Genomic DNA, 23,721 nt, shown 5'->3' on the forward strand with positions numbered 1-23,721 from the left:
GCCGGGCGCGTGCGCCGCGCGTACGGTATTCAGTCTCTGCGCGGGAGGATCGGGCGCGGGCGCCCGCAATGGCGGGGCGGTGGCGGCGTGGGACGGGCGCGCAGACTGAATACCGAACGCGGACTGGGTGAGAGCGTCGTCCGGGGGTGAGCCCCTACGTGCGGGTTCTCAGATCTCGGCGGTGCGGAGCGCGATCACGGCGTCCAAAACGGTCGTGGCCACCGCGCGCTTGGTGCCGGAGGCCTCGGCGACGACCTCGCCCGCGGCGTCGAGCACGAGCACCGCGTTCTCGGCGCTCTCGAAGCCCTGATCCCAGTCGACGCGGTTGACGACGAGCAGGTCGGCGCCCTTCCGTGCGGCCTTGCGGCGGCCGCGCTCGATCAGTTCGGCCTCGGTCGCGGCGGTCTCGGCGGCGAAGCCGACGATGGTCTGCCCCGGCCGCCGCGCGGCGACGAGCGCCGCGAGGATGTCGGGGTTCGCGGTCAGCTCGAGCCGCGGCACGCCGTCTTCTTTGCGCAGCTTCGTGTGCGAGACCTCGGCGACCCGATAGTCGGCGACCGCCGCGACCATCGCCACGACATCCGCGCGCGCCGCGGCCCGTGTCATCTCGTCACCGAATTCGGTGGCCGTCGACACCCGCACGATGTGCACGCGGGGGTGGGTGGATGCCTCGGCGAGCACCCCGTCGTCGACGTGCGCGGCGACGAGGGTCACTTCGCCGCCGCGGGCTGCGGCCGCGAGGGCGAGCGCGGTGCCCTGCCGTCCGCTGGAGCGGTTGCCGAGATAGCGCACGGGGTCGATCGGTTCGCGCGTGCCGCCCGTCGAGACGGCGACGCTCAGCCCGGCGAGGTCGGCGGTCGCGGACGCCTGCAGTGCCGTGGCATCCGGCGCCGTGGCATCCATGATCCGGAGCGCGGCCTCGGCGATCTGATCCGGCTCGACCATGCGGCCGGGGCCGCTGTCGCCGCCCGTGAGTGACCCGTCGGCGGGGCCGACCACGTGCACGCCGCGCGCGCGGAGGGTTGCGATGTTGGCCTGCGTCGCCGCGTGCTCCCACATCGCCGTGTGCATGGCGGGGGCCACGACTACGGGCGCCGTGGTCGCGAGCAGGGTGACCCCGAGCAGCGAATCGGCGAGGCCGGCGGCCATCTTGGCCAGGGTGTTGGCCGTCGCCGGTGCGATGACCACGAGGTCGGCCGAGGTGCCGAGGGCGACGTGGCGCACCTGCGCGACGTCGTCGTGCACGCTCGTCGTGACAGGATTTCTCGAGACGGCCTCCCACGTGGCCGTGCCGACGAAGCGCAGCGCGTCTTCGGTGGGAACAACGTGCACCTCGTGGCCGTTCGTCACGAGGGTACGCACCAGCTGCACCGTCTTGTACGCGGCGATGCCGCCCGTCACACCCACGACAACGAACATGGTCCGATCCTCCCACGCACCGCGAGGGTCGGGCGGAGAGGTCACGAGCACCGTGTGCACCGTCATCGTCCACGTGCCGAGCGAGCCGGGAGCGCCGATCCGGCTGTTCGCCGTGCGCGACGAAGATCCCGCCCGGGCGTGGGACCCGCTCGGCCCCTGGTGGCCGGAGGTTCCCAGCGTCTCGGGGGTGCGCGACCGGCGCGCCGGCGGGGCGTGGCTCGCCGCCGATGCGGATGCGGGGCGCGTCGCGGTCATCCTGAACCGTGCCGATGTGGCGACCGACGAGGCCGAGCCGCTGCTCTCGCGCGGCCGGATCGTGCTCGATGCCGTCGCGGGCACCCCGCTCGCCGACCCGCCCGGAACGCACGGCTTCAACCTCGTCGAGGTCACGCCCGGCGAGGCATCCGTCACCATGTGGGACGGGCGGTCGCTGCGGCGCGTGGTGCTCGCCCCCGGCACGCACATGATCGCCCACGACGACGTCGACGACGCGGCCACGGCCCGCATCGCCGCGTGGCGCGACGACTTCGCCGCGCCGCTCGTGCCGGATGACCCCGACGCCGCCACCGACGACGGCTGGCGCGAACAGTGGCTCGACACCCTCGAGCGCACGAGCGCGGTGGGCGCCACAGACGACCGCGCGATCGTGCGCGACAACCGTCCGTTCGGCTATCCGACGCTGTCGCTGCTCGTCTGCACGGCGTCGGTCGCGCCCGGCGCCGTCGACGTGCGCTACGGCGAGTTCGACGAGCCCGGCGCCTGGAACCGCCCCGTGCTGCGCTGAGCCGCCCCGGCCGGCCCCAACCCGCCACGCCGCGCCGCGGTGTCGGCGGTCGCTGGTAGCTTCGCGAGCGTGAGCGCAGAAGAGGCGGGTGGTGCCGGTGAGCCCGAGGTGGTGTTCTTCGCGGATGCCGCGGCGTTCCGCTCCTGGCTCGAGCAGCACCACGAACACGCCGCCGAGCTGTGGGTGGAGCGACGTCCGAAGACGCACCCGCAGCAGGGGCTGACGTGGGAAGACGCGGTCGTCGAAGCGCTGTGCTTCGGATGGATCGACTCGACGAGCCGGCGGATCGGCGACGTGCGCGCACAGCGCTTCAGCCCCCGCAAGGCGTCGTCGAACTGGAGCGCGATCAACATCGCGCACGTCGAGCGCCTCACCGCGGCCGGGCTGATGCACCGCGCCGGGCTCGACGCCTACGCACGGCGCTCGCCCGAGCGGAGCGCTGTGTACTCGTACGAGACGCGCGACGAGCTCGACGGCGGCGAACTGGCAGCGATCGCGGCCGTTCCCGCGGCGCAGGCGTTCTGGAGCGTGGCGACGCCCGGTTATCAGCGCCTCTGCGCGAACTGGCTGCACGCGGCCAAGCGCGCGCAGACCCGCACCGACCGCCTGGCCGCCCTCGTCGCGCACTGCGCGGCGGGCGAACTCATCCCCTCGCAGCGCTACGGCGTCGTGCCCGTCTGGGCGGCCCGCGCCGCCGCGGCGGCCGCCGCAGCGCGTTAGTGCGGCAGCACCTCGCGCAGGGCGGCGAGGTAGGCGTCGCCGTCGAAATCGGGCATGACCGCCTGCTGCAGGATGTAGCCGGGCGCTGTCGAGAGGATCACCGGGGTCACCCGATGCGCCCACTCGTCGGGATCGCCGTCGATGCGATCAGGGTGCGCATGGGCCCAGTCGGCGACGGCGTCGTGGATCGTCGACCGCAGCTGGGCGAACACGCCGTTCACGAGCACCAGGATGTCGGGCTGCACGACCGCCTCGCCCCACAGCTGCGGCAGGATCGGCCCGATGGCCTCGGAGCGGATGCCCGTGATGAGGGTCGTCATGATCTCGGCGGGGGAGAGCGGACCTTCGCGGCGGGCCATTTCGAGGTCGAGGCGTCGCGAGTCGAGGATGCGGGTCGCCGCGGCGACGAAGATCTCGTCGCGCCCGCCGGGGAAGTTGCCGTAGATCGCGCCCGCTGAGAGGCCCGACGCGGCGACGAGGTCGGCGATCGAGGTGTGACCGTAGCCGCGCGTGAGAAAGCAGCCGATCGCGACCTCGATGATCTCGTCGCGTCGCGCCTGGCGGTACTCGTCGGTGACCTTCGGCATCCGTGCCCTTTCGTCGCCCCCTCTTGGCGATCCTACGAGAACCGAGTATAAAGAACGAGCATTCGTTTTTTATACAGTCGGTTTCGTACGTGCTGTCACCACTTCACGAGGAGTCTTCGTGTCCACATCATCTTCCGCACCCGTGCACACCCCGCACACGCCGATCGGCCGGGTGCTCGCCATCGCCGTGGCCCTCGCCGTGGTCGTCGGCGTCGTCGTGCTCGCGTTCGCCTGGCCGAGCGTCACCGCCGAGCCGCACAACCTTCCCGTCGCCGTTGCGGGCCCCGAGCAGTCCGTGACCGCTCTCGAAGACGCCGTGCAGGCCAAGCAGCCCGACGTCCTCGCCTTCCAGACCGTCGATGACCGAGACGCCGCGGTCACCGCGATCGAGAAGCGCGAGGTCTACGGCGCGATCATCCTCGGCGCGGCGCCGGGCGTCGCGCCCGAGGTGCTCACCTCGTCGGCGGCGAACCTCGCCGTCAGCCAGCTGCTGGCCGGGCTCGGCGGCACCCTCGAGGCCCAGATCAACGCACAGGCCGCCGCCGCGGCGGCCGCCGCCGGGGCGCCCGCGCCCGCGCACATCACGGTCGCCGTCACCGACGTCGTGCCGCTCGCGTCGACCGACCCGCGCGGTACGGGCCTGACGGCGGCGATGTTCCCGCTCGTCATGGGTGGGATGATCGGCGGCATCGCGATCTCGATCGCCGTCATCGGGGCGCTTCGCCGCGTGCTCGCGGTCGTCGTCTACTCCGCCGTGGGCGGGGTGCTTCTCACCGGCATTCTCGCCGGCTGGTTCGGCGTGCTGCAGGGCGACTTCTGGACCCAGGCCGCCGTCATCGCACTCGCCCTCGCCGCGATCGCCGCACCGATCACGGGTGTCGTCGCGCTCATCGGCCGCGCGGGCATCGCGGTCGGGCCGATCGTCATGATGCTCTTCGCCAACCCGATCTCGGGCGCTGCGATGCCGCGCGAATTCCTGCCGGGCGTCTGGGGGCAGGTCGGTCAGTGGTTCCCGCCGGGGGCGGCGGCGAACCTGCTGCGCGACGTGTCGTACTTTCCGCAGGCGGATGCCTCGTTCTCGTGGCTCGTCCTGGCCGGCTGGACCGTCGGCGGTCTGCTGCTGTCGGTGATCGGCCACTTCCGCACGGCGGGCGGCGCCGAGCCCGACGAGCTCGCCGCCCACGAAGACGACCCCGTGTCGGCGACCGCCTGAGCCCGCCCCGTCCCGCGAGACGGCATGCAGCGCGCCACGCCGACGTGCGTCCGGCGCGCTGCATGCCGTATCGCGGGGGAGACGGGGCGCGGGCGCCGCGGCCGGCGCCCGCGCGCAGCCCTCAGGCCCGGTGGGACTTGTAGTAGTCGAGCAGGGCGCGGGTCGAGGCATCCTGCGAGTCGTAGGCGGCGGTGTCGCCCTCGACGGCGGGGGCGATCTGCAGGGCGAGCTGCTTGCCGAGCTCGACGCCCCACTGGTCGAACGAGTTGATGCCCCAGATCACGCCCTGCGTGAACGTGATGTGCTCGTACAGCGCGATCAGCTCGCCGAGCACCCGCGGGGTGAGCGCGGGCGCGAAGATCGACGTGGTCGGGCGGTTGCCGGGGAAGGTCCGCGCCGCCACGAGCGCCCCGGTCGTCCCCTCGGCCTCGACCTCTTCGGCGGTCTTGCCGAAGGCGAGCGCCTTCGTCTGCGCCAAGAAGTTCGCGAGGAACAGCCCGTGCACGTCGCGGCCGTCGTCGGTCAGCGGGTACGCGGGGTTCACGAACCCGATGAAGTCGGCGGGGATCAGGCGCGTGCCCTGGTGGATCAGCTGGTAGAAGGCGTGCTGACCGTTCGTGCCGGGCTCGCCCCAGAAGATCTCGCCCGTCTCGGTGGTGACCGGCGATCCGTCCCAGCGCACGCGCTTGCCGTTCGACTCCATCGTGAGCTGCTGCAGGTACGCCGGGAAGCGCGACAGCTGCTGCGCGTACGGCAGCACGGCGTGCGACTGCGCACCGAGGAAGTTGGTGTACCAGACGTTCAGAAGGCCCATGACGACGGGCACATTCGAAGCGAGGGGAGTGGATGCCATGTGCTCGTCGATCGCGTGGAAACCCGCGAGGAACTCGCGGAACACGTCGGGCCCCAGCTCGATCACGAGCGACAGCCCGATCGCGGAGTCGACCGAATAGCGGCCGCCGACCCAGTCCCAGACCTCGAACGCGTTCGCCGGGTCGATGCCGAAGGCCTCGACCTTGTCGAGCGCGGTCGAGACGGCGACGAAGTGGTGGGCGACGGCATTCTTCTTCTGCGCGTCGGACCCGTCGATCGCGCCGACGGCTTCGAGCCCCGCCCAGAGCCAGTCTCGCGCGAGGCGAGCGTTGGTCAGGGTCTCGAGCGTCGTGAAGGTCTTGGATGCCACGACGACGAGAGTCGTCTCGGGGTCGAGGTCTTTCGTCTTGTGGGCGAGGTCGAACGGGTCGATGTTGGAGACGAATCGGGCCGAGATGCCCGCGTCGGCATACGGTTCGAGGGCGGCGGAGACCATCGCGGGGCCGAGGTGGGACCCGCCGATGCCGATGTTCACGACGGTCTTCACGGGCTTGCCGGTGATGCCGGTCCACTCGCCCGAGCGCACCCGGTCGGCGAACGCGCTCATCGCGTCGAGCACCCGCTGCACGTCGTGGTCGACCTGCTGCCCGTCGACGACGAGCGCGGGCGAGGCCCCGGGCGGGCGGCGGAGGGCGGTGTGCAGCACAGGGCGGTCCTCGGTGGTGTTGATGTGCTCGCCCGCGAGCATGGCCGCGTACCGGTCGGCGACGCCGGTCTGCTCGGCCAGGCGCACCAGGGCTGCCACGATCTCGTCGGTGACGAGGTTCTTCGACAGGTCGACGCGAAGGTCGGCCAGCTCGAACGTCAGCCGTTCGACGCGGCCGGGGTCGGTGTCGAACCACCCGCGCAGGTCGGGGGAGAACCCGTCGCGCAGCGCGGTCAGGTCGTTCCAGGCGGTGGTGGTGGTGGCATCGATCGGCGTGGTCACGTGCACCACGCTAGCGCGCCGACGGCGGGTCGTGTGCCTTCGTGACAGACGCGCGCCCGGCGGCGAACGCCTCTCGCGCGCCGGTGTGGAACAGGTCTCGCTCGGCGGCGCGAAGGATGCTGCGTGCGCCGGGCAGGTCGAGCGCACCGACCAGGTCGCCGCGGCCACGCACCACCGCGACCGGCAGCCCGGTCGCCTTGCGTTTGACGAGATCGGCTGCCGCGGTCACCTCGTCGGCTACGCACGGGACGGTCACCGCCAGGGCGCGCCCGGCGCTGTCGACGCTGCCGCGCAGATCTTCGAGCACGATCACCCCGCCGGCGCCGATCGCGCAGTCGGTCTGTCCGTCGCGCCACGCCCGCCCCATCGTGTCGCTCAGCAGCACGCCCACCCGTGCGCCGGTGCGCTCGCGCAGCCCGGCGGCGAGTGCGCGCGCGCTGGCGTCGGGGTCCAGCGGCAGCAGCAGGATGCGACCCTCGGGGGTATTGCTCGCATCGACCCCCGCGGCGGCGGCGATGATGCCCAGTCGACTCTCCACGATGCGGATGCGGCCGGTCTCGTCTTCGGCGACGATCCGCACCGTCTCTTCAGCGACCGCCGCGTCGCGTTCGGCGGCGGGGCGGTAGCGGCCCTCGGCCTTGGAGACGATCTTCGACGTGACCACCAGGATGTCACCGTCGCGCAGCGTGTCGCCGGCAGCATCCGCGATCACCGCCACGAGGTCGGCGCCGGGTTCGATCTCAGGAATGCCGGGCAGTGCCCACACCTGCAGCAACGGTTCGTCCACCGGTTCAGAATAGGACGGGCGGCGGCTGGCCTCGGCCGCCGCGGAGGGAGTGGCATGACGGTGGCGACGAGCGGACGTGGACCGCGCGTGGTGGTGCTCGCGGGCGGTGTCGGGGGCTCAACGTTCACGGCGGGGGTGCGCGACGAGGTCGCGGCACGCGCCGGTGCGCTGACCGTGGTCTGCAACACCGGTGATGACCTGTGGCTCTCCGGCCTGCGCATCCAGCCCGACGTCGATTCCATGCTGTACGCGCTGGCCGATGTGAAGGATCGCATCAGGGGGTGGGGGCGCGCAGGCGACAGCACCCGCGTGTCGGCCGAGCTGCACGCCTGGGGCGTCGGCTGGGACTGGTTCGAACTGGGTGACCTCGACCTGGGGGCACACATCGCGCGCACGTCGTGGCTGCGGGAGGGACTGACGCCGACCGAGGTGCTCGCGCGCTTGCAGGCGCGATGGCAGCTGGGTGCGACCCTGCTGCCGATGACCGATGCCGAAGTCGATACGCACGTGGTGTTGCCGGACGGCACCCGTCTGCACTTTCAGGAGTGGTGGACCCGCCATCGTGCCCGGCTCGAGCCGGAAGGGTTCGAGAACGCGGGCATCGACACCGCACCGCCCGCATCCGGCGTGGTGGAGGCGATCCGCGCCGCCGATGCGGTGCTGATCGCCCCCTCGAACCCGATCGTCTCGATCGGGCCGATCCTCGCGGTCCCCGGCATCGCGCAGGCGGTGCGCGAAAGCACCGCGCCGGTGGTGGGGGTGTCGCCGATCATCGGCGGCGCCCCGGTGCGCGGCATGGCCGACGTGTGTCTGCGGGTTGCGGGCGTCCCGTGCACCGCGGCCGGGGTTGCGGGGCAGTACGGTTCGCGAGCGCACGACGGTGTGCTCGACCATTGGCTGATCGGCGAAGAAGATGCGGCCGAGTGCGACACGGTGGCGGCGACCGGTGTCGTCGCACACGTCGAACCGTTGTGGATGTCAGACGCCGCGCGTACCCGCGCGCTCGCCGTCGCGGCGCTGCGCGCTGCCGGGATCTGACCCGCGCGGCGCCGACGCCCCCCGCGCGCGCACGGGGTGCACCGGCGTCAGCGGTCGTCGGCGAGTCGGAGCGCGAGCCACAGCAGGAGCATCTGGTCGGGATGATCGGGGCGCAGCCCGAACCGACTCTGCACGCGGGACAGGCGGTACCGGACGGTGTTCGGATGCACCATGAGCGTGGCCGCGGTGTGGCCCACGTCTCCCTGCGAGCCCAGCCACACCCGTAGCAGTCGTGCCGTGTCGGCGCTGCGTTCGGCATCGTCACGCAGGACGCGTTCGGCCAGATCGCTCACCTGTGACACGTCGAGGCGCTGCGCGAGACTGTGCAGCACGAGCGCCTCACGCACATCGTCGGCGGTCGCGACAGGTCCCAGGGCTGGCCGGGAGGCGACCAGGTCGACGACGCGATCCGCCGACTCGCGCACCGCTCGGATGCTGTCGAGTCCGTGGGCCGGCCCCGCGACACCCGCGCGCAGCGCAGCGCGCACCGCCGTGCCGGAGGCGCGGACGGCGTGGCGCACCAGATCATCGGGTCGCTGCTGCGATGGCCAGGTGAGGACCGCGTAGATGCGGCCACCGATCACCACGCACCCGGATTGCACGGATCGGGCGGCGAGCTCGAGCGAGAAGACATCCACGACCCGTCCCGGATCGGGAACCGTCTGCGCGTCCCATTCACCGGTGGCAGGTTCGATCGCCACGACCCACAGGGGTCGGTCGGGAGTGAGCCCGAGCAGCCGGGCGGCGCCCGCACTGCCGGTCTCGAGCACCGCACGCACCTGGTCTGCTCGCTGCTGGCGCGCGAAATCGTCCGATGCGCGGGCGCGCAGCAGGTGCAGCGCCGCGACCTCGCACGCTTCGGTCAGGATCCGGTCGGCGTCGTCGGTGAGGGTGCCGCAGTCGACGACCCAGATCGAGCCGATGATGCGGGTGCCGCTACGTACCGCACACGCCAGTCGGCCCTGCGCGGTATCGCTCGCCGGCAGGCGCACGGCGGCGGGATGCGAGTAGACCTGCCGGTAGTGCCACGGGTTGTCGGGAAGATCGGGAACGAGGCGGCCGAGGATCCCTTGCTGGCGAGCGTCGTCGATCTGCTGGCCGTGCACCGTGGAGTAGGCGAGGACCCGGGTATCGGTGTCTTCGATGGCGGTGGCGCCACCGGTCGCGGCGGCGATCGCATTGGCCAGCGAGAAGAGATCGCCCATTGCGACCGTCGACAGCTGCGCGCTGGCCTCGGCGCTCGCCGCGGCCAGCGCGGTGCCGACCAGATGCTCCAGCTGCAGCCATTCCAACCCCGAGCCGACCGCGACCAGTGCGATGCCCAGGCGGTCCGCCATGCGTGCGGATGCGGCCAGTGCTTGATCGTCGTCGGATTTCGCCACCACGACGGTGTAGCCGGCCGTCGTCGCCTGCGGCAGCAGGTGCAGCAAGGGCGCGCCTGCACGAACACCGACGCCGTACAGCAATCCCTGCCGCACCACCGGCAGCGCATCGTTCGGATCGTAGAAGGTGCGCTGTGAGACCGCGAGTTCGCGAGCGGCCGGATCGTTGGCGAGCCGCAGGGCGTCTGCCCCGATCGTGTCGAGGAGCATGCCGACGCTGGTGTGCACCACATCGAGCTCAGGATTGGACATGCTCACAAGATATCTGCCAGAACTTGAGACGAATGTCTCACGTGGCGCACGGCGCGAGCGCGCAGGATGGACGAATGCCCCAGGTGACGACTGCTCCTCCCGCGCACCGCTCCCCGTTCAACATCGTGGCGCAGGCCGCACGGGCGGCCGATCGGTCCGCTGAGCGCGCCGGGGTCGAGGTGCGCGCGCTCACCGACATCGAGACGCTGCGCGAGGCCGCCGCGCTGCTGGTCGCCGTGTGGGGTCGTACCCCGGAGGGGGTGCCCATGAACAGCGAGGTCATGCGCTCCCTCATCCATGCGGGCGGTCTCGTCTCTGGCGCATACGACCCGTCCGGTGCGCTCGCGGGCGTGGCCGTGCTCGGTCGCGGCCGCACCCGCGCCGGGTATTCGTACCTCGCCGGCATCCGCCCCGGCGGCACCGACTCCGGCGTCGGGTTCGCGCTCAAGCAGCACCAGCGGGCGTGGGCGCTGCAGGCCGACATCGACACCATCGAGTGGACCTTCGATCCGCTGGTCAGCCGCAACGCCCGCTTCAACCTGACCAAGCTCGGCGCCGTGGTACGCGTCTACGAGCCCGCCTTCTACGGGCGCATGTCGGATGCGATCAACGGGGACGACCCGGCGGATCGGCTGGTCGCCTCATGGCAGCTCGCCAGTGCCCGCGTGGTCGCCGCCAGTGAGCACACGCTGCCCGAGACGCGGATGCCCGCCGCGGATACCATCGTGATCGAACGTGGCGAGGGCCCCGACGGCGACGACGCGTGGATCGACGCGGGCGAGCACGTCTGGTGTCGGGTGCCGCGAGACATCGTGGCGGTGCGCGCCGACGACCCAGCGCGTGCATCGGCATGGCGCGAAGCGGTCAGACAGCGACTCGAACCGGCGCTGCAGCAGGGATTCGTCGCGGTGGACTTCTCCCGCGACGGCTGGTACCACCTCAGTAAGGAGGAGCGATGAAAATCGCCGACATCGAGATCATCTGGGTGAAGATCCCGCTGGTCACCCCGTTCCGCACCAGCTTCGGCACCTCCCACGACAAGGACACGTTCCTGGTGCGGGTGACCACCGACACCGGGGTCGAAGGGTGGGCCGAGTGTGCGGCAGAGCTCGACCCGCTGTACAGTTCGGAGTTCTTGGCAGGCGCCGAGATGGTGCTGCGCGACCAACTCGTCCCACGGGTGCTCGCGCTCGGCGACGCGCTCACCGCGACCCGCGTCCTTCCCGCGCTCGCGCCCGTGAAGGGGCACTTCATGGCTAAGCACGTGCTCGAGACCGCGATCCTGGACGCCGAGCTGCGAACCACGGGGCAATCGTTCGCCACCGCGCTGGGCGCGGTGCGCGACCGGGTCCCCTCGGGCGTGTCGGTCGGCATCATGGAAAGCATTGGGCAGATGCTCGGCGATGTCGAGCGCTACCTCGCGCAGGGGTACCGCCGGATCAAGCTGAAGATCGAGCCCGGATGGGACATCGAACCGGTGCGCGCGGTGCGGGAACGCTTCGGCGACGAGCTGCTGCTGCAAGTGGACGCGAACACCGCATACACGCTGGCCGATGCGCGGCACCTCGCCCGTCTCGACCCGTTCGATCTGTTGCTGATCGAACAGCCTCTGCCTGAGGACGACCTGCGCGGACACGCCGAGCTGGCGCGGATCGTGAAGACGCCGATCTGTCTCGACGAGTCGATCGAGTCGGCTCGGGACGCCGCGACCGCGATCGCGATGGGCGCCTGCTCGATCATCAACATCAAGCCCGCGCGGGTAGGCGGCTACCTCGAAGCCCGCCGCATCCACGACGTCGCGGTGGCCAACGGGATCGCGGTGTGGTGCGGTGGCATGCTCGAAACCGGCATCGGACGCGCCGCCAATCTTGCGCTCGCCGCGCTGCCCGGGTTCGTCCTCCCGGGCGACACGTCGGCGTCCGACCGGTACTTCGAAACCGACCTCACTGCGCCGTTCGTGCTCGAGGACGGCGCGATCGCCGTGCCGACGGGGCCCGGAATCGGCGTCGAGATCCTGCCCGACGTGCTGGCTGAGTTCACGACCACCCGCTCGACCGTCCCGTTGCAGTGAACTCCCGTCACGCACGACGCCGACAGCTGAACCACTGACCCCCAACCAGGAGAATCCCAGGTCGAACCGAACGCGCACCACCGGCATCTTCGCCACCACCATCCTCGTCGCCGGACTCGCGCTCGCGGGTTGCGCGGGCACCACCAGCGAACCGGACGCCGCCGGGGCAGACGCTCCGCTGTTCGATCAGCTGCCCAGCGCGATCCAGGAATCCGGGGTGATCAGGGTCGGGTCCGATATCGCCTACGCCCCCATGGAGTACTACGACACCGACGGAACGACCGTGCTCGGGTTCGACAAGGAGCTCACCGACCTGCTCGCAGAACAACTGGGTGTGAACTTCGAGTGGAACAACGCCGTGTTCGACAGCCTCATCACGCAACTCACATCGGAGCGGATCGACATCGCGATCTCGGGCATGAGCGACACCGCTGAACGCCAACAGCAGATCGACTTCGTCGACTACTACCAGGCCGGAGCCATGCTGCTGGTCAAGAAGGGCAACCCCGAGGGTCTCACCTCGATCGCCGACCTGTGCGGACTGACCGTCGACGTTCAGCGCGGGACGACCCAGGCCGACTACGCGCAGACGCAGAGCGACCAATGCGTCGCCGACGGCGACAGCGCGATCGAGCTGCTGCAGTTCGACCGCGAGACCGAGGCGATGCTGCAGGGCAAGAACGGGCGAGCCGCGTCGGGGCTGCAGGACTATCCGGTCGCCGCCTACAACCCGCGCGAATCCGGCGGCGGCGAGGACTTCGAGGTCGTCGGCGAGCAGATCGAGGCGGGGCCGCTCGGGATCGGCGTGGGCAAGCAGAACACCGAACTGCGCGACGCGTTGCAGCAGGCGCTCCAGGCCATCATCGACGACGGCTCGTACCAGGAGCTGATCGACGATTACCAGACTCCGCTGGGCGCGATCGAATCGGCGACCATCAACGGCGGCAGCTGAGCCGATGCACGCCAACGCCAACACCAACGGCGATATCGTCGCCGTTCCGGTCCGGCATTACGGGCGGTGGGTGGGGGCCGTCGTCGGGCTACTGCTGCTGGCCGCGCTGGTCTACGGGTTCTCGCAGGGCAACATCGACTATGCGGTCACCGCGCAGTACTACACCGCCGACACCATCGTCGCAGGCATGTGGAACACCCTCGCCATCAGCGTCATGGCGCAGGTCGTGGGCATCGTGCTGGGTGTGCTCGCCGCCGTCATGCGCACCTCGAAGAACCCGGTGACGCGTTCGGTCGCCTGGTTGTACATCTGGTTCTTCCGAGGCACGCCGGTGCTCGTGCAACTGCTGGTCTGGTACAACCTCTCGCTGGTGTTCCCCACCATCGGCATCCCCGGGGTGGTGACGTGGTCGACCAACGACCTCATGACCCCCATGCTGGCGGCGCTGCTGGGGCTCGGCATCAACGAGGGCGCATACATGGCGGAGATCGTCCGGGCCGGGATCGGTTCAGTCGATCGCGGCCAGACCGAAGCGGCGCAGGCGCTGGGGCTCTCGCCGGTGCAGACGATGCGTCGGATCGTGCTGCCACAGGCCATGAGGGTGATCATCCCGCCCACCGGCAACGAGTTCATCAACATGCTCAAGACCTCGTCGCTGGTGTACGCGGTGCAGTTCCCCGAGCTGCTGCTGTCGGCCGTGAACATCTACTCGAGCAACCTGATGGTCATCGAGCTGCTGTTCACCGTGTCGCTGTGGTACCTCGTGCTGACCTCGGTGTTCTCGATCGGCCAGCATTTCCTCGAGAAGCGCTTCGCCCGTGGCGCGAGCGGGCAACCCGCCGGCGGGGGCGTGTTCGGCACGGTCATGGCCAACCTGCGACCCGGGAGGACGCGATGAACCCGATGGTCCAATCACGCGGCGTGCGCAAGCACTTCGGCGCGCATGAGGTGCTGCGCGGCATCGACCTCGAGGTCGCCAACGGCGAGGTGATGTGTCTGATCGGGCCGTCCGGTTCGGGCAAATCGACGTTCCTGCGCTGCATCAACCATCTCGAGACCCTCAGCGGTGGCACCTTGCGGGTCGATGGCAAACTCGTCGGCTTCGAGGAGCGCGGCGACAAGCTCTACGCGATGCGCGAGCGCGAGATCGCGGCCCAGCGGCGCGACATCGGCATGGTCTTCCATCGGTTCAACCTCTTCCCGCACATGACGGCACTGGCGAACGTGATGGAAGCACCCATCCGGGTCAAGGGCGAGAAGCCCGCGGCAGCCAAGCAGCGCGCATTGGCCCTGCTCGAACGGGTCGGTCTCGACGGCAAGTCCGGCGCGTACCCGGCCATGCTCTCGGGCGGGCAGCAGCAGCGCGTGGCGATCGCCCGGGCGCTGGCCATGGAGCCGAAACTCATGCTGTTCGATGAGCCGACCTCGGCGCTCGACCCGGAACTTGTCGGTGAAGTGCTCGACGTGATGCGCGAACTCGCGCAGTCGGGGATGACCATGGTGGTGGTCACGCACGAGATGGGCTTCGCGCGGGAGGTCGGCGACTCACTGGTGTTCATGGACCAGGGCGTCATCGTCGAGTCCGGCGCGCCGCGGGAGGTGCTCGGCAACCCCCAGCGCGAGCGCACCCGCGCGTTCCTGTCGAAGGTGCTCTGAACCTTCCTTCCATCCCCGTCGGATCGGTCCGCTGCGCGCGCCCGCGCGGGCGGACCGATCGTGTGCGGTGTGCGGTCAGCTGCGCGTGCTGGTGTGCGCAGCATCCGGTTCGAGCGCGGCATCCTCCCAGGCGGTGGGATCCAGATCGAGGTCGGAGAACTTCGCCGGGTCGAACACCGGCTTGTCGATGCCCGATTTTAGCTGCGAGTTGAAGTCCTTGATGACGCGCATGGCGGTGGGGAACAGCATCAGGATCACCACTAGGTTCACCAGCGCCAACAGGCCCATCACCGGGTCGGAGAAGAAGAACACATCCACGGCGCCGGGGGCGATCGCGCCGACGAGCACGATGGCGATCACCGCCCAGCGCAGAATGTGGGTCGCGAGGCGGCTCGAGGTGAGCTCCTGCAGGGCGGTCTCACCGAGGTAATAGTTGTACATCACCGAACTGAACGCGAACAGCAGGATCGAGAAGGTCAGCACGTACAGCGTCCACTCGCCCAGGCTGTCGGCGAGCGCGGTCTGGGTGAGCACGATGCCGTCGACCGCTTCGTCGCCCGGCTGATAGGCGCCGCTGAGCAGGATGAGGAAGGCGGTCGCCGAGCAGATCAGGATCGTGTCGATGAACACCGACAGCATCTGCGAGATGCCCTGGCTGACCGGGTGCTTGACGTAGGCGGTCGCTGCCACGTTGGGGGCCGATCCGAGACCTGCCTCGTTGGAGAACAGCCCGCGTCGCACGCCGTTGGCGATCGCGGCGCCGATGCCGCCGGCGACGGCCTCTTGGATTCCGAAGGCGTTCGCGATGATCGTCCACAGCATCGCGGGCACCTCGGTGATGTTCACGGCGACGACGATCAGTGCCAGAAGCAGGTAGACGAACGCCATGATCGGCACCACGAAGTCGGCGACCTTCGCGATGCGCTGGATGCTGCCGTACACGATGAACCCGGCGATCACGGCCATCACGATGCCGGTGATCCAGCGGTCGATGCCGAGGCTGTTCTGGGCGGCACCGGCCATCGTGTTCGCCTGGAACGCGTTGAACCCGAGCGCGAACGACGCGATCAGGCAGATCGCGTAGATCATGAGCAGCCAGGTGAAGTTCTTGCCCAGGCCATGGCGGATATAGGTGGCCGGTCCGCCGCGGAACGAGCCGTCGGGCATGCGCCGTTTGTAGGTCTGTGCGAGGGTGCATTCGATGAGGCTGGTGGCCATGCCGATCAGGGCGACCATCCACATCCAGAACACCGCGCCCGGGCCGCCGAGGGTGATCGCAACGGCGACGCCCGAGATGTTGCCGCCGCCGACACGTCCCCCGATCGAGACGATCAGCGCCTGGCGGGCACTGATCTGGTCGGGGTCGGCGACCTTCTCGCCGCCGCCCACGACACGCCACATCCGGCCGAAGTATCGCAGCTGGATGAACCTCGTCGTGACGGTGAAGATGATGCCGAAGATCACCAGCATCGGGATCAGTGACCACCCCCACGTCGCCGCATCGATGAATCCGAAAAATCCCTGCAAGATCGCGACGATGTCCATGGGTGGCTCGACTTCCGTGGGGGAGCGGCGTGTTACTCGGTGATCACGCACTCTAGGGTTTCTCCCAGGTTCGTGGCAAGTGCTCCGCCGGGCGCGTCGTGGTAAGTCCAGGGTCCGCGGTCACCCCGGTGCGGTGGCGCTCGCCGCATCGGCGAGGGCTTCGGCGACCAGGCGGGTATTCTCGGCGACCACGCCGCCGGTCACCCGCACGTGCGGCGCGGTGGCGCGACCGGGGGCGATGAACGGGGTCCCGGCGGCGACCGCGATGCCCGACGCCGCCAGACGCACGGCGGCGGCGCGCTCGTCGGTGACCGGCAGCCACAGGTTGATGCCGTCGGGTCCACCCACATCGATGCCCAGGCGCCGCAGCGCATCGGCGAGCCGGTCGATGCGGTCCCGGTAGATGAGCCGGGCGCTGCGCACCCGCGCCACCGAGGCGGGGTCGGTGAGCAGGTCGAGCAGCACCGCTTGCAGCAGCTTCGAGGTCCATCCCGGCCCCAGCATGCGGCGTGCGACGATGCGTTCGATCAGGTGCGCCGGACCTGCCAGCGCCGCGATGCGCAGGTCCGGCCCATGCGACTTCGAGAAGCTGCGCACCTGCACCACCTGCGCCGGGATCCACCTCGCCAGGGTGATCTCGGGCGCCGAGCAGGTGAACGCCGAGTGCTCGTCCTCGATCACCACGACCCGGTCGCCGCCGGCCGTACCCCGCAGGACGCTCGCCAGGGCGCGGGCGCGGTCGGCGGGCATCGACGCGCCCGTCGGGTTCTGCGCACGCGGCTGCAGCACGACGGCAGCCGGGCGCTGTCCGAGTGCACGGGCCAGCGATGCCGGTGTGACGCCGTCGCGGTCCACCTCCAGGGGGAGCGTGACGGCGCCGAGCGCGTCGACGAGGTCGAAGAAGTACGGAAAGCCGGGGGATTCGACCGCGACCCGATCGCCGAAGCGCACGACCTGTTCCAGGGTGCGCGCCACACCGTCGATCGCGCCGTCGACCACGGTGATCGCCTCGACCGCCGACGGAAACTGCTCGCGCAGCACGTCGCGCAGTCCCGGCAGCACCGGTTCGTCCTGGTATGAACCGGTCTCTGCGCGCGTCGCGACTCTCGAGAATGCGGCATCCAGCGCGGGCAGCATCGACGAATCTGGTGTGCCCAGGGACAGGTCCAGGCGCACGTCGGCCGCCGTGGTGAGTCCCTGCACGCGCGGGCTCAGCCACTCCGGCCGCTCGGACCGTATGAAACTCCCCGCGCGCCCGCGTGAGACGATCACGCCCGCGTCGGCAAGCGCCCGCCACGCGGTTGCGACGGTGCCGGCTGAGACCCCGAGTGCCGCAGCGACCTGCCGTACCGTCGGCAGCCGTTCGCCCGCGGCGAGCGTGCCATCGTGCGCGAGGCGCGAGATCTCGGCGGCGATGCCCTGCGGGGAGCGTTCGATGAGGGATTCGGGGCGCAGCATCCGTGCTCCAAGGGGGTGCCCGTGCGCCGCGGGTTTCCCCAGGATTAACGGCCACGACACAATCGGTAATTGCCGAGAAATGTTCAAGCTGGACAGTAACAGAACCGGATGAGCCCGGCGACATCTGTCGCATCCGGTTGTGATTCGCCCGGGCGTGGACACCACGATGGGAGCTTCCATGACCACGGTGCGCGCAGCGATCACCCAGACCACCTGGACCGGTGACAAGGCATCCATGCTCGACAAGCACGAGCAGTTCGCTCGGGATGCCGCCGCTCAGGGCGCCCAGGTCATCTGCTTCCAAGAGCTGTTCTACGGTCCGTACTTCGGGATCACGCAGGACAAGAAGTACTACCGCTACGCGGAGCCCGCGGACGGCCCCATCGTGCAGCGCTTCGCGGCGCTGGCGGCCGAGCTGAACCTGGTCATGGTGCTGCCGATCTACGAAGAGGCCCAGGCCGGGGTGTACTACAACACCGCCGTCGTGGTCGACGCCGACGGCACGATCGTCGGCAAATACCGCAAGAACCACATCCCCCACGTGGAGAAGTTCTGGGAGAAGTTCTACTTCCGTCCCGGCAACCTCGGCTACCCCGTCTTCGACACCGCTGTCGGCAAGATCGGCGTGGTCATCTGCTACGACCGGCACTTCCCGGAGGGATGGCGTGAACTCGGCTTGAACGGTGCGCACCTGGCGTTCAACCCGAACGCCACCAAGCCGGGGCTGTCGAACCGGCTCTGGGAGGTCGAGCAGCCTGCCGCCGCCGTCGCCAACGGGTACTTCGTGCTCGCCCCGAACCGGGTCGGTCTGGAGGACAACGAGTACGGCGACGAGGCCGTGAACTTCTACGGCAGGAGCCAGATCGTCGACCCGCGCGGCAACTACGTCGGCGCGCTCGGGTCGGGCGAGGACGAGGAGCTGCTGATCCGCGACCTCGACATGGACCTCGTGCAGCAGATGCGCGACGACTGGCAGTTCTATCGCGATCGTCGCCCCGACACCTATGGCGAGATCGTCGCACCGTAGCGACTGGAGCACCTCATGACAACGACACTCATCACGGGCGGCACGGTCGTCTCGGCGACCGGGCGCACGCAGGCCGACGTCCTCATCGACGGCGAGACCGTCGCCGCCGTCCTCGCGCCGGGCGCCCACCTGCTGGGCACCGACCTCGCGGCATCCGTCGACACCGTCATCGACGCGACGGGGAAGTACGTCATCCCCGGCGGCATCGATGCGCACACCCACATGCAGCTGCCGTTCGGCGGCACGAGCGCCTCGGACACGTTCGAGACGGGGACCCGCGCCGCCGCCTGGGGCGGCACGACCACGATCGTCGACTTCGCCGTGCAGCGCTACGGCGAGCGGGTCGAGGACGGGCTGGCCCACTGGCATGAGCTGGCGGACGGGAACTGCGCGATCGACTACGGCTTCCACCAGATCATCGGCGGCGTCGACGAGCACTCGCTCGCGGCCCTGCCGAAGCTGATCGACGAGGGCATCTCGAGCTTCAAGATGTTCATGGCCTACCCCGGCGTCTTCTACTCCGACGACGCGCAGATCCTGAAGGCGATGCAGATCGCGGCCGAGACCGGCCTGCTGACGATGATGCACGCCGAGAACGGCCCCGTCATCGACGTGCTCGCCGAGCAGCTGGTCAAAGAGGGCAAGATCGAGCCCTACTACCACGGCATCGCCCGCGCGTGGCAGGCCGAGGAGGAGGCCACGCACCGCGCCATCATGCTCTCGAACCTCACCGGCGCGCCCCTGTACGTCGTGCACGTGAGCGCGAAGCAGGCCGTCGAACAGCTCGCCTGGGCACGCGACAAGGGCCAGAACGTGTTCGGCGAGACGTGCCCCCAGTACCTCTACCTCTCGCTCGAGGAGCAGCTGGGCGCCTCGAGCGACGAGTGGGGTCGCTTCGAGGGGGCCAAGTGGGTCTGCTCGACGCCGCTGCGTTCGCGGGCCGAGGGGCACCAGGACCACATGTGGCAGGCCCTGCGCACGAACGACCTGCAGATGGTCTCGACCGACCACTGCCCGTTCTGCATGAAGGACCAGAAGGAGCTCGGCCTGGGCGACTTCCGGGCGATCCCCAACGGCATCGGATCGGTCGAGCACCGCCTCGACCTCATGTATCAGGGCGTCGTCACGGGGCAGATCACGCTCGAGAGGTGGGTCGAGCTGACGAGCACCACCCCGGCGCGCATGTTCGGCATGTACGGCCGCAAGGGCGTCATCGCCCCGGGCGCCGATGCCGACATCGTCGTCTACGACCCGAACGGGCACACCTCGATCGGCCTCGGCAAGACGCACCACATGAACATGGACCACTCCGCGTGGGAGGGCTTCGAGGTCGACGGACACGTCGACACCGTGCTCGCGCGCGGCAAGGTCGTCGTGGATGGCGGCGAGTACCTCGGCCGTGCCGGCGACGGCCGGTTCGTCAAGCGCGGCCTGAGCCAGTACCTGATCTGAGCGCATCATGGACTTCGGCGTCGTACTGCAGACCAATCCGCCCGCCGCGCGCACGGTGCAGCTCTCGCAGCTGGCCGAGGCGCACGGCTTCAGCCACGTGTGGACCTTCGACTCGCACCTGCTCTGGCAGGAGCCCTACGTCATCCACTCCGCGATCCTGAACGCGACCAAGCGGGTGACCGTCGGCCCGTTCGTGACCAATCCCGCGACACGGGACTGGACCGTCACGGCATCCGTCTTCGCGACGCTCAACGAGATGTACGGCAACCGCACGATCTGCGGCATCGGGCGCGGCGACTCCGCCGTGCGCGTCACGAACGGCAAGCCGACGACGCTGCGCGAGCTGCGCGAGGCGATCCACGTGATCCGGGAGCTCGGCAACTCGCGCGCGGTCGAATTCCACGGCGCGACGCTGCAGTTCCCGTGGAGCCGCGGGTCGCAGCTGGACGTGTGGGTCGCGGCATACGGTCCGCTGGCGCTCAAGCTCACCGGCGAGGTCGGCGACGGCTTCATCCTGCAGCTGGCCGATCTCGACATCGCCGCCTGGATGATCAAGACGGTGAAGGATGCCGCCGCAGCGGTCGGCCGCGACCCCGAGTCGATCGCCTTCTGCGTCGCCGCTCCGATGTACATCGGCGAGGACCGCGAGCACATGCGCGACCAGTGCCGCTGGTTCGGGGGCATGGTGGGCAACCACGTCGCCGACATCGTCGCGAAGTACGGCACGGACGGTGAGGTGCCCCCGGCGCTCACCGACTACATCGCAGGACGCACCGGGTACGACTACAACACGCACGGCAGGGCTGGCAACGACCACGTCGACTTCGTTCCCGACGAGATCGTCGACCGGTTCTGCGTGCTGGGCACGGCAGAGGAGCACATCGCGAAGCTCGAGGCGCTGCGCGCGATCGGTGTGACGCAGTTCGCCGGGTACCTGCAGCACGACAACAAGGAGGAGACGATGCGCGTCTACGGCGAGACGGTCATCCCCGCGCTCGCCGAGAAGATCACGGCGAAGGCATGACGCGCCGGTCCTGGTCGGCCTGGGCGTGGGGTGCCGTCGGCGTCCTCGCCGTCGGGGCCCTCTGGGAACTGTACAAGGCGTTCGGGCCCGCCGACGGCCTCGTCATCGGCGCGACGGACGGCGACAGCCGTTCGGGACTGCGCATCCTGCCGCGCACCAACGACCGCGCCATGCCGCACGTGTGGACGATGTTCTCGCGCCTGTTCGATCCGACGAGCGGCGGGGCGACTCCGCCGCTGTGGCAGACGGTGCTGCAGGGAGCGCTGCTCACGCTCGGCATCGCCGCCGTCGGATGGGTCATCGGCGTCGTCGTCGGCATGGCGTTCGCCCTGATCATGCAGCGCTGGCGCATCGCCGAGTGGGGTCTGCTGCCCTGGATCGTCGTGTCGCAGACCGTGCCGCTGATCGCCTTCGCCCCCCTCGTCGCCCGGTTCGGCAACCAGATCGACCGCAGCGGCGTCCCATGGCCGGAGTGGCTGTCGGTCGCCGTCATCGCCTCGTACCTCGCGTTCTTCCCGGTCGCGGTCGGGGCGCTGCGGGGCCTGAACTCTCCCGACGCGATCCACCTCGACCTCATGCGCAGCTACGCGGCCGGCTACGGGAAGACGCTGCGCGTGCTGCGCCTGCCGGCCGCGGTGCCCCACCTGCTGCCCGCGCTGCGGCTCGGGGCGGCCAACGCCGTCGTCGGCACCGTCGTCGCGGAGGTGTCGATCGGCATGCGCGGCGGTCTCGGCCGCATGCTGCTGCAGATGGCGCAATCCGCCTCGGCCGATCCGGCGCTGCCCTGGGCACCGCTGTTCGGCGCCGTTCTGCTGGGGCTCGTCGCCGCCGGCTCGGTCGCGCTGCTGGGCGCGGGGCTCACGAAGTATCGCCGTGGGGAGGCGCCCGCATGAGCGGACCGCACCCCACCCCCGACACCCCCGCCGCAACAGACAAGGATGCCGCCATGAGCGCTCTGGCCGTGCACGTGACCGGAGTGGACCGCGTCTTCGGCCGCAAGACGCAGGTGCAGGCGCTGACCGGCGTCGACCTCGACGTCGCCGAAGGCGAGTTCGTCTCGCTCATCGGCCCCTCCGGATGCGGCAAGTCCACCCTCATGCGGCTCATCGCCGATCTCGACCAGCCCACCGCGGGAACGGTCGAGGTCTTCGGCAAGAGCGCGCATCGCGCGCGGCTCGAGCAGGACTACGGCATCGCGTTCCAGCAGGCGGGGCTGCTGCCGTGGCGCACCGTGCTGCAGAACATCGCGCTGCCGCTCGAGCTGCACGGGATCGGGGCGGCGGCTCGCGCCGAGCGGGCGCGGGAGCTGGCCGACATGGTCGGGTTGACGGATTTCGGCGCGCGCTACCCCGACGAGCTGTCCGGCGGCATGCAGCAGCGCGTCGCGATCGCACGCGCGCTCGCGACGCGTCCGAAGCTGCTGCTGATGGACGAGCCGTTCGGCGCGCTCGACGAGATGACGCGCGAACGGATGCAGACCGAGCTGATCCGCATCGCCGCCGAGACCGGTGCGGCGGTCGTCTTCGTCACGCACTCCATCCCCGAGGCGGTGTACCTCTCCGATCGGGTCGTCGTCATGTCGCCGCGCCCCGGCCGCATCACCGATGTCCTCGAGATCGGGTTCCCCGGCGAGCGCACCGAGAGCCTGCGCGAGGCCCCCGAGTTCTTCGAGCGCGTCACCGCCGTGCGCGAGGCCCTGCACGGCCAGCCCGTCGAAAGGCCGAACGAGCGATGAACCTCGCCGAGCGCGTCACCCGCGTCGCCGCCCCCGTGGTGGTGGGCGTCCTCCTGCTCGTGGCGTGGCAGCTGATATCGGGCATCAGCACGGGGCGGATCAGCCTCGTCCCCGCCCCCGCGGCCGTCATCGAGGCATCCGTCACCCACTCCGGGATCATCGTCGAGGACGCGTTCGTCACGGGCGGCAACGCCCTCGTGGGCCTGATCGCGGGAACCGTCAGCGCCGTCTTCCTGGCGGGGCTGGCCGCGTGGCTGCGACCGATCGACGCGATGACGGCGCCGGTGATCGCCGCCATCGCGGTCATTCCGATCGTGGCGCTCACACCTCTGCTGAACACGATGTTCGGGGCATCCAGTCAGTTCGGCCGGCAGATCGTCGCGGCCGTCGCGGCGTTCGTGCCCGTCTACGTCAACGTGCTGCGCGGGCTCCGCCAGGCCCGCCCCGTGCAGCGCGACCTGTTCCGTGCGTACGCGGCGTCGGGCGGGCAGGAGTTCCGCCTGCTCACGATGCCGACGGCCCTGCCCTACCTGGTCACGGGTGTCCGCATCGCCAGCTCGCTCGCGGTCATCTCCGCCCTCGTGGCGGAGTACTTCGGCGGACCCGCCGACGGGCTGGGAACCGCCATCGCGAGCTACGCCAAGTCGGGCAATCAGGCCCTCGCCTTCGCCTACGTCGGCGCCTCGATCGCCGTCGGCCTCGTCTTCTTCCTCGTCACGGTGCTCCTAGTGTCCTCCGCCGTTAATTCGTTGCAATAGTCGTCCGAGGGATTCGAGTATCTGGTCTGCGGTCTTGGTCCAGATGAAGGGCTTCGGGTT

22 protein-coding genes are annotated in these 23,721 nt (G+C 70.0%); 15 read left to right on the forward strand and 7 right to left on the reverse strand.

Annotation, left to right across the window (positions count from 1 at the left end):
* Positions 1–168: 168 nt before the first annotated feature.
* A complete protein-coding gene (gene coaBC, locus LOK55_RS10665) occupies positions 169–1,419 on the reverse strand; it encodes a bifunctional phosphopantothenoylcysteine decarboxylase/phosphopantothenate--cysteine ligase CoaBC (RefSeq protein WP_229935350.1) in 1,251 nt (416 codons plus the stop codon).
* A 52-nt stretch (positions 1,420–1,471) separates the two neighbouring features.
* Here coaBC and LOK55_RS10670 point away from each other — a divergent pair, with 52 nt between their 5' ends.
* Both LOK55_RS10670 and LOK55_RS14285 read left to right on the forward strand, forming a co-directional pair.
* The gene (locus LOK55_RS10670; RefSeq protein ID WP_229935369.1) at positions 1,472–2,203 is read left to right on the forward strand and encodes an NRDE family protein; all 732 of its coding nucleotides are present in this window, start codon (positions 1,472–1,474) and stop codon (positions 2,201–2,203) included.
* 69 nt (positions 2,204–2,272) lie between these two features.
* Positions 2,273–2,923 (forward strand): YdeI family protein, encoded by a 651-nt coding sequence (locus tag LOK55_RS14285; protein ID WP_229935351.1) that lies wholly within the window; start codon positions 2,273–2,275, stop codon positions 2,921–2,923.
* On the opposite strand, the gene LOK55_RS10680 is transcribed toward LOK55_RS14285, so the two are convergent.
* Positions 2,920–3,510: a TetR/AcrR family transcriptional regulator gene (locus LOK55_RS10680; protein WP_196383393.1), complete on the reverse strand. Its 591-nt coding sequence runs from the start codon at positions 3,508–3,510 to the stop codon at positions 2,920–2,922. The two genes, LOK55_RS14285 and LOK55_RS10680, sit on opposite strands and share 4 nt — an antisense overlap.
* 118 nt (positions 3,511–3,628) lie before the next feature.
* Here LOK55_RS10680 and LOK55_RS10685 point away from each other — a divergent pair, with 118 nt between their 5' ends.
* Positions 3,629–4,723: a hypothetical protein gene (locus LOK55_RS10685; protein WP_229935352.1), complete on the forward strand. Its 1,095-nt coding sequence runs from the start codon at positions 3,629–3,631 to the stop codon at positions 4,721–4,723.
* Between the two features lie 121 nt (positions 4,724–4,844).
* Here LOK55_RS10685 and pgi read toward each other — a convergent pair whose 3' ends face one another.
* A complete protein-coding gene (gene pgi / locus LOK55_RS10690; protein WP_229935353.1) occupies positions 4,845–6,524 on the reverse strand; it encodes a glucose-6-phosphate isomerase in 1,680 nt (559 codons plus the stop codon).
* A gap of 10 nt (positions 6,525–6,534) precedes the next feature.
* Complete coding sequence (gene cofE / locus LOK55_RS10695) at positions 6,535–7,311, reverse strand: coenzyme F420-0:L-glutamate ligase (protein WP_229935354.1); 777 nt, start codon at positions 7,309–7,311, stop codon at positions 6,535–6,537.
* A 54-nt stretch (positions 7,312–7,365) separates the two neighbouring features.
* On the opposite strand from cofE, the gene cofD reads away from it, so the two are divergent.
* On the forward strand, positions 7,366–8,349 hold the full coding sequence (gene cofD / locus LOK55_RS10700) for a 2-phospho-L-lactate transferase (RefSeq protein ID WP_229935355.1): 984 nt from the start codon (positions 7,366–7,368) through the stop codon (positions 8,347–8,349).
* A gap of 47 nt (positions 8,350–8,396) precedes the next feature.
* Here cofD and LOK55_RS10705 read toward each other — a convergent pair whose 3' ends face one another.
* Positions 8,397–9,941 (reverse strand): CdaR family transcriptional regulator, encoded by a 1,545-nt coding sequence (locus tag LOK55_RS10705; protein WP_229935356.1) that lies wholly within the window; start codon positions 9,939–9,941, stop codon positions 8,397–8,399.
* Between the two features lie 125 nt (positions 9,942–10,066).
* Between LOK55_RS10705 and LOK55_RS10710 the strand changes: the two genes are divergently transcribed.
* The 5 genes from LOK55_RS10710 to LOK55_RS10730 all read left to right on the forward strand — a co-directional run bounded on the left by LOK55_RS10710 (position 10,067) and on the right by LOK55_RS10730 (position 14,662).
* The gene (locus LOK55_RS10710) at positions 10,067–10,942 is read left to right on the forward strand and encodes a GNAT family N-acetyltransferase (protein ID WP_229935357.1); all 876 of its coding nucleotides are present in this window, start codon (positions 10,067–10,069) and stop codon (positions 10,940–10,942) included.
* Positions 10,939–12,054 (forward strand): o-succinylbenzoate synthase, encoded by a 1,116-nt coding sequence (gene menC / locus LOK55_RS10715; protein WP_229935358.1) that lies wholly within the window; start codon positions 10,939–10,941, stop codon positions 12,052–12,054. The genes LOK55_RS10710 and menC overlap by 4 nt, the downstream gene beginning before the upstream one ends.
* A gap of 217 nt (positions 12,055–12,271) precedes the next feature.
* The gene (locus LOK55_RS10720; RefSeq protein WP_229935359.1) at positions 12,272–13,006 is read left to right on the forward strand and encodes an ABC transporter substrate-binding protein; all 735 of its coding nucleotides are present in this window, start codon (positions 12,272–12,274) and stop codon (positions 13,004–13,006) included.
* A gap of 4 nt (positions 13,007–13,010) precedes the next feature.
* The gene (locus LOK55_RS10725; protein ID WP_229935360.1) at positions 13,011–13,904 is read left to right on the forward strand and encodes an amino acid ABC transporter permease; all 894 of its coding nucleotides are present in this window, start codon (positions 13,011–13,013) and stop codon (positions 13,902–13,904) included.
* Positions 13,901–14,662 carry an amino acid ABC transporter ATP-binding protein gene (locus LOK55_RS10730; protein WP_308066660.1) on the forward strand — a complete coding sequence of 254 codons (762 nt, stop codon included), beginning with the start codon at positions 13,901–13,903 and terminating at the stop codon, positions 14,660–14,662. The genes LOK55_RS10725 and LOK55_RS10730 overlap by 4 nt, the downstream gene beginning before the upstream one ends.
* A 75-nt stretch (positions 14,663–14,737) precedes the next feature.
* On the opposite strand, the gene LOK55_RS10735 is transcribed toward LOK55_RS10730, so the two are convergent.
* Positions 14,738–16,207, reverse strand: a complete 1,470-nt coding sequence (locus LOK55_RS10735; protein WP_229935361.1) for a sodium:alanine symporter family protein — start codon at positions 16,205–16,207, stop codon at positions 14,738–14,740.
* 120 nt (positions 16,208–16,327) lie between these two features.
* Positions 16,328–17,869, reverse strand: coding sequence for an aminotransferase class I/II-fold pyridoxal phosphate-dependent enzyme (locus tag LOK55_RS10740; RefSeq protein WP_229935362.1), 1,542 nt, complete (start codon positions 17,867–17,869; stop codon positions 16,328–16,330).
* On the opposite strand from LOK55_RS10740, the gene LOK55_RS10745 reads away from it, so the two are divergent.
* The 6 genes from LOK55_RS10745 to LOK55_RS10770 are packed head-to-tail and all read left to right on the forward strand — an operon-like array spanning position 17,844 to position 23,661.
* The gene (locus tag LOK55_RS10745; RefSeq protein WP_229935363.1) at positions 17,844–18,692 is read left to right on the forward strand and encodes a nitrilase-related carbon-nitrogen hydrolase; all 849 of its coding nucleotides are present in this window, start codon (positions 17,844–17,846) and stop codon (positions 18,690–18,692) included. The two genes, LOK55_RS10740 and LOK55_RS10745, sit on opposite strands and share 26 nt — an antisense overlap.
* Before the next feature lie 15 nt (positions 18,693–18,707).
* Complete coding sequence (gene hydA / locus LOK55_RS10750; protein WP_229935364.1) at positions 18,708–20,144, forward strand: dihydropyrimidinase; 1,437 nt, start codon at positions 18,708–18,710, stop codon at positions 20,142–20,144.
* Between the two features lie 7 nt (positions 20,145–20,151).
* Entirely contained in the window at positions 20,152–21,168 is a 1,017-nt protein-coding gene (locus LOK55_RS10755; protein ID WP_229935365.1) for a TIGR03842 family LLM class F420-dependent oxidoreductase, read from the forward strand.
* Positions 21,165–22,061 (forward strand): ABC transporter permease, encoded by an 897-nt coding sequence (locus tag LOK55_RS10760; RefSeq protein ID WP_229935366.1) that lies wholly within the window; start codon positions 21,165–21,167, stop codon positions 22,059–22,061. The genes LOK55_RS10755 and LOK55_RS10760 overlap by 4 nt, the downstream gene beginning before the upstream one ends.
* Complete coding sequence (locus tag LOK55_RS10765; protein ID WP_374107651.1) at positions 22,058–22,903, forward strand: ABC transporter ATP-binding protein; 846 nt, start codon at positions 22,058–22,060, stop codon at positions 22,901–22,903. The genes LOK55_RS10760 and LOK55_RS10765 overlap by 4 nt, the downstream gene beginning before the upstream one ends.
* The gene (locus LOK55_RS10770; protein WP_229935367.1) at positions 22,900–23,661 is read left to right on the forward strand and encodes an ABC transporter permease; all 762 of its coding nucleotides are present in this window, start codon (positions 22,900–22,902) and stop codon (positions 23,659–23,661) included. Before LOK55_RS10765 ends, LOK55_RS10770 begins: the two co-directional genes overlap by 4 nt.
* Positions 23,662–23,721 lie beyond the last annotated feature (60 nt).

Source organism: Microbacterium sp. F2E (assembly GCF_020905435.1).
Taxonomy (GTDB): Bacteria; Actinomycetota; Actinomycetes; order Actinomycetales; family Microbacteriaceae; genus Microbacterium; species Microbacterium lacticum.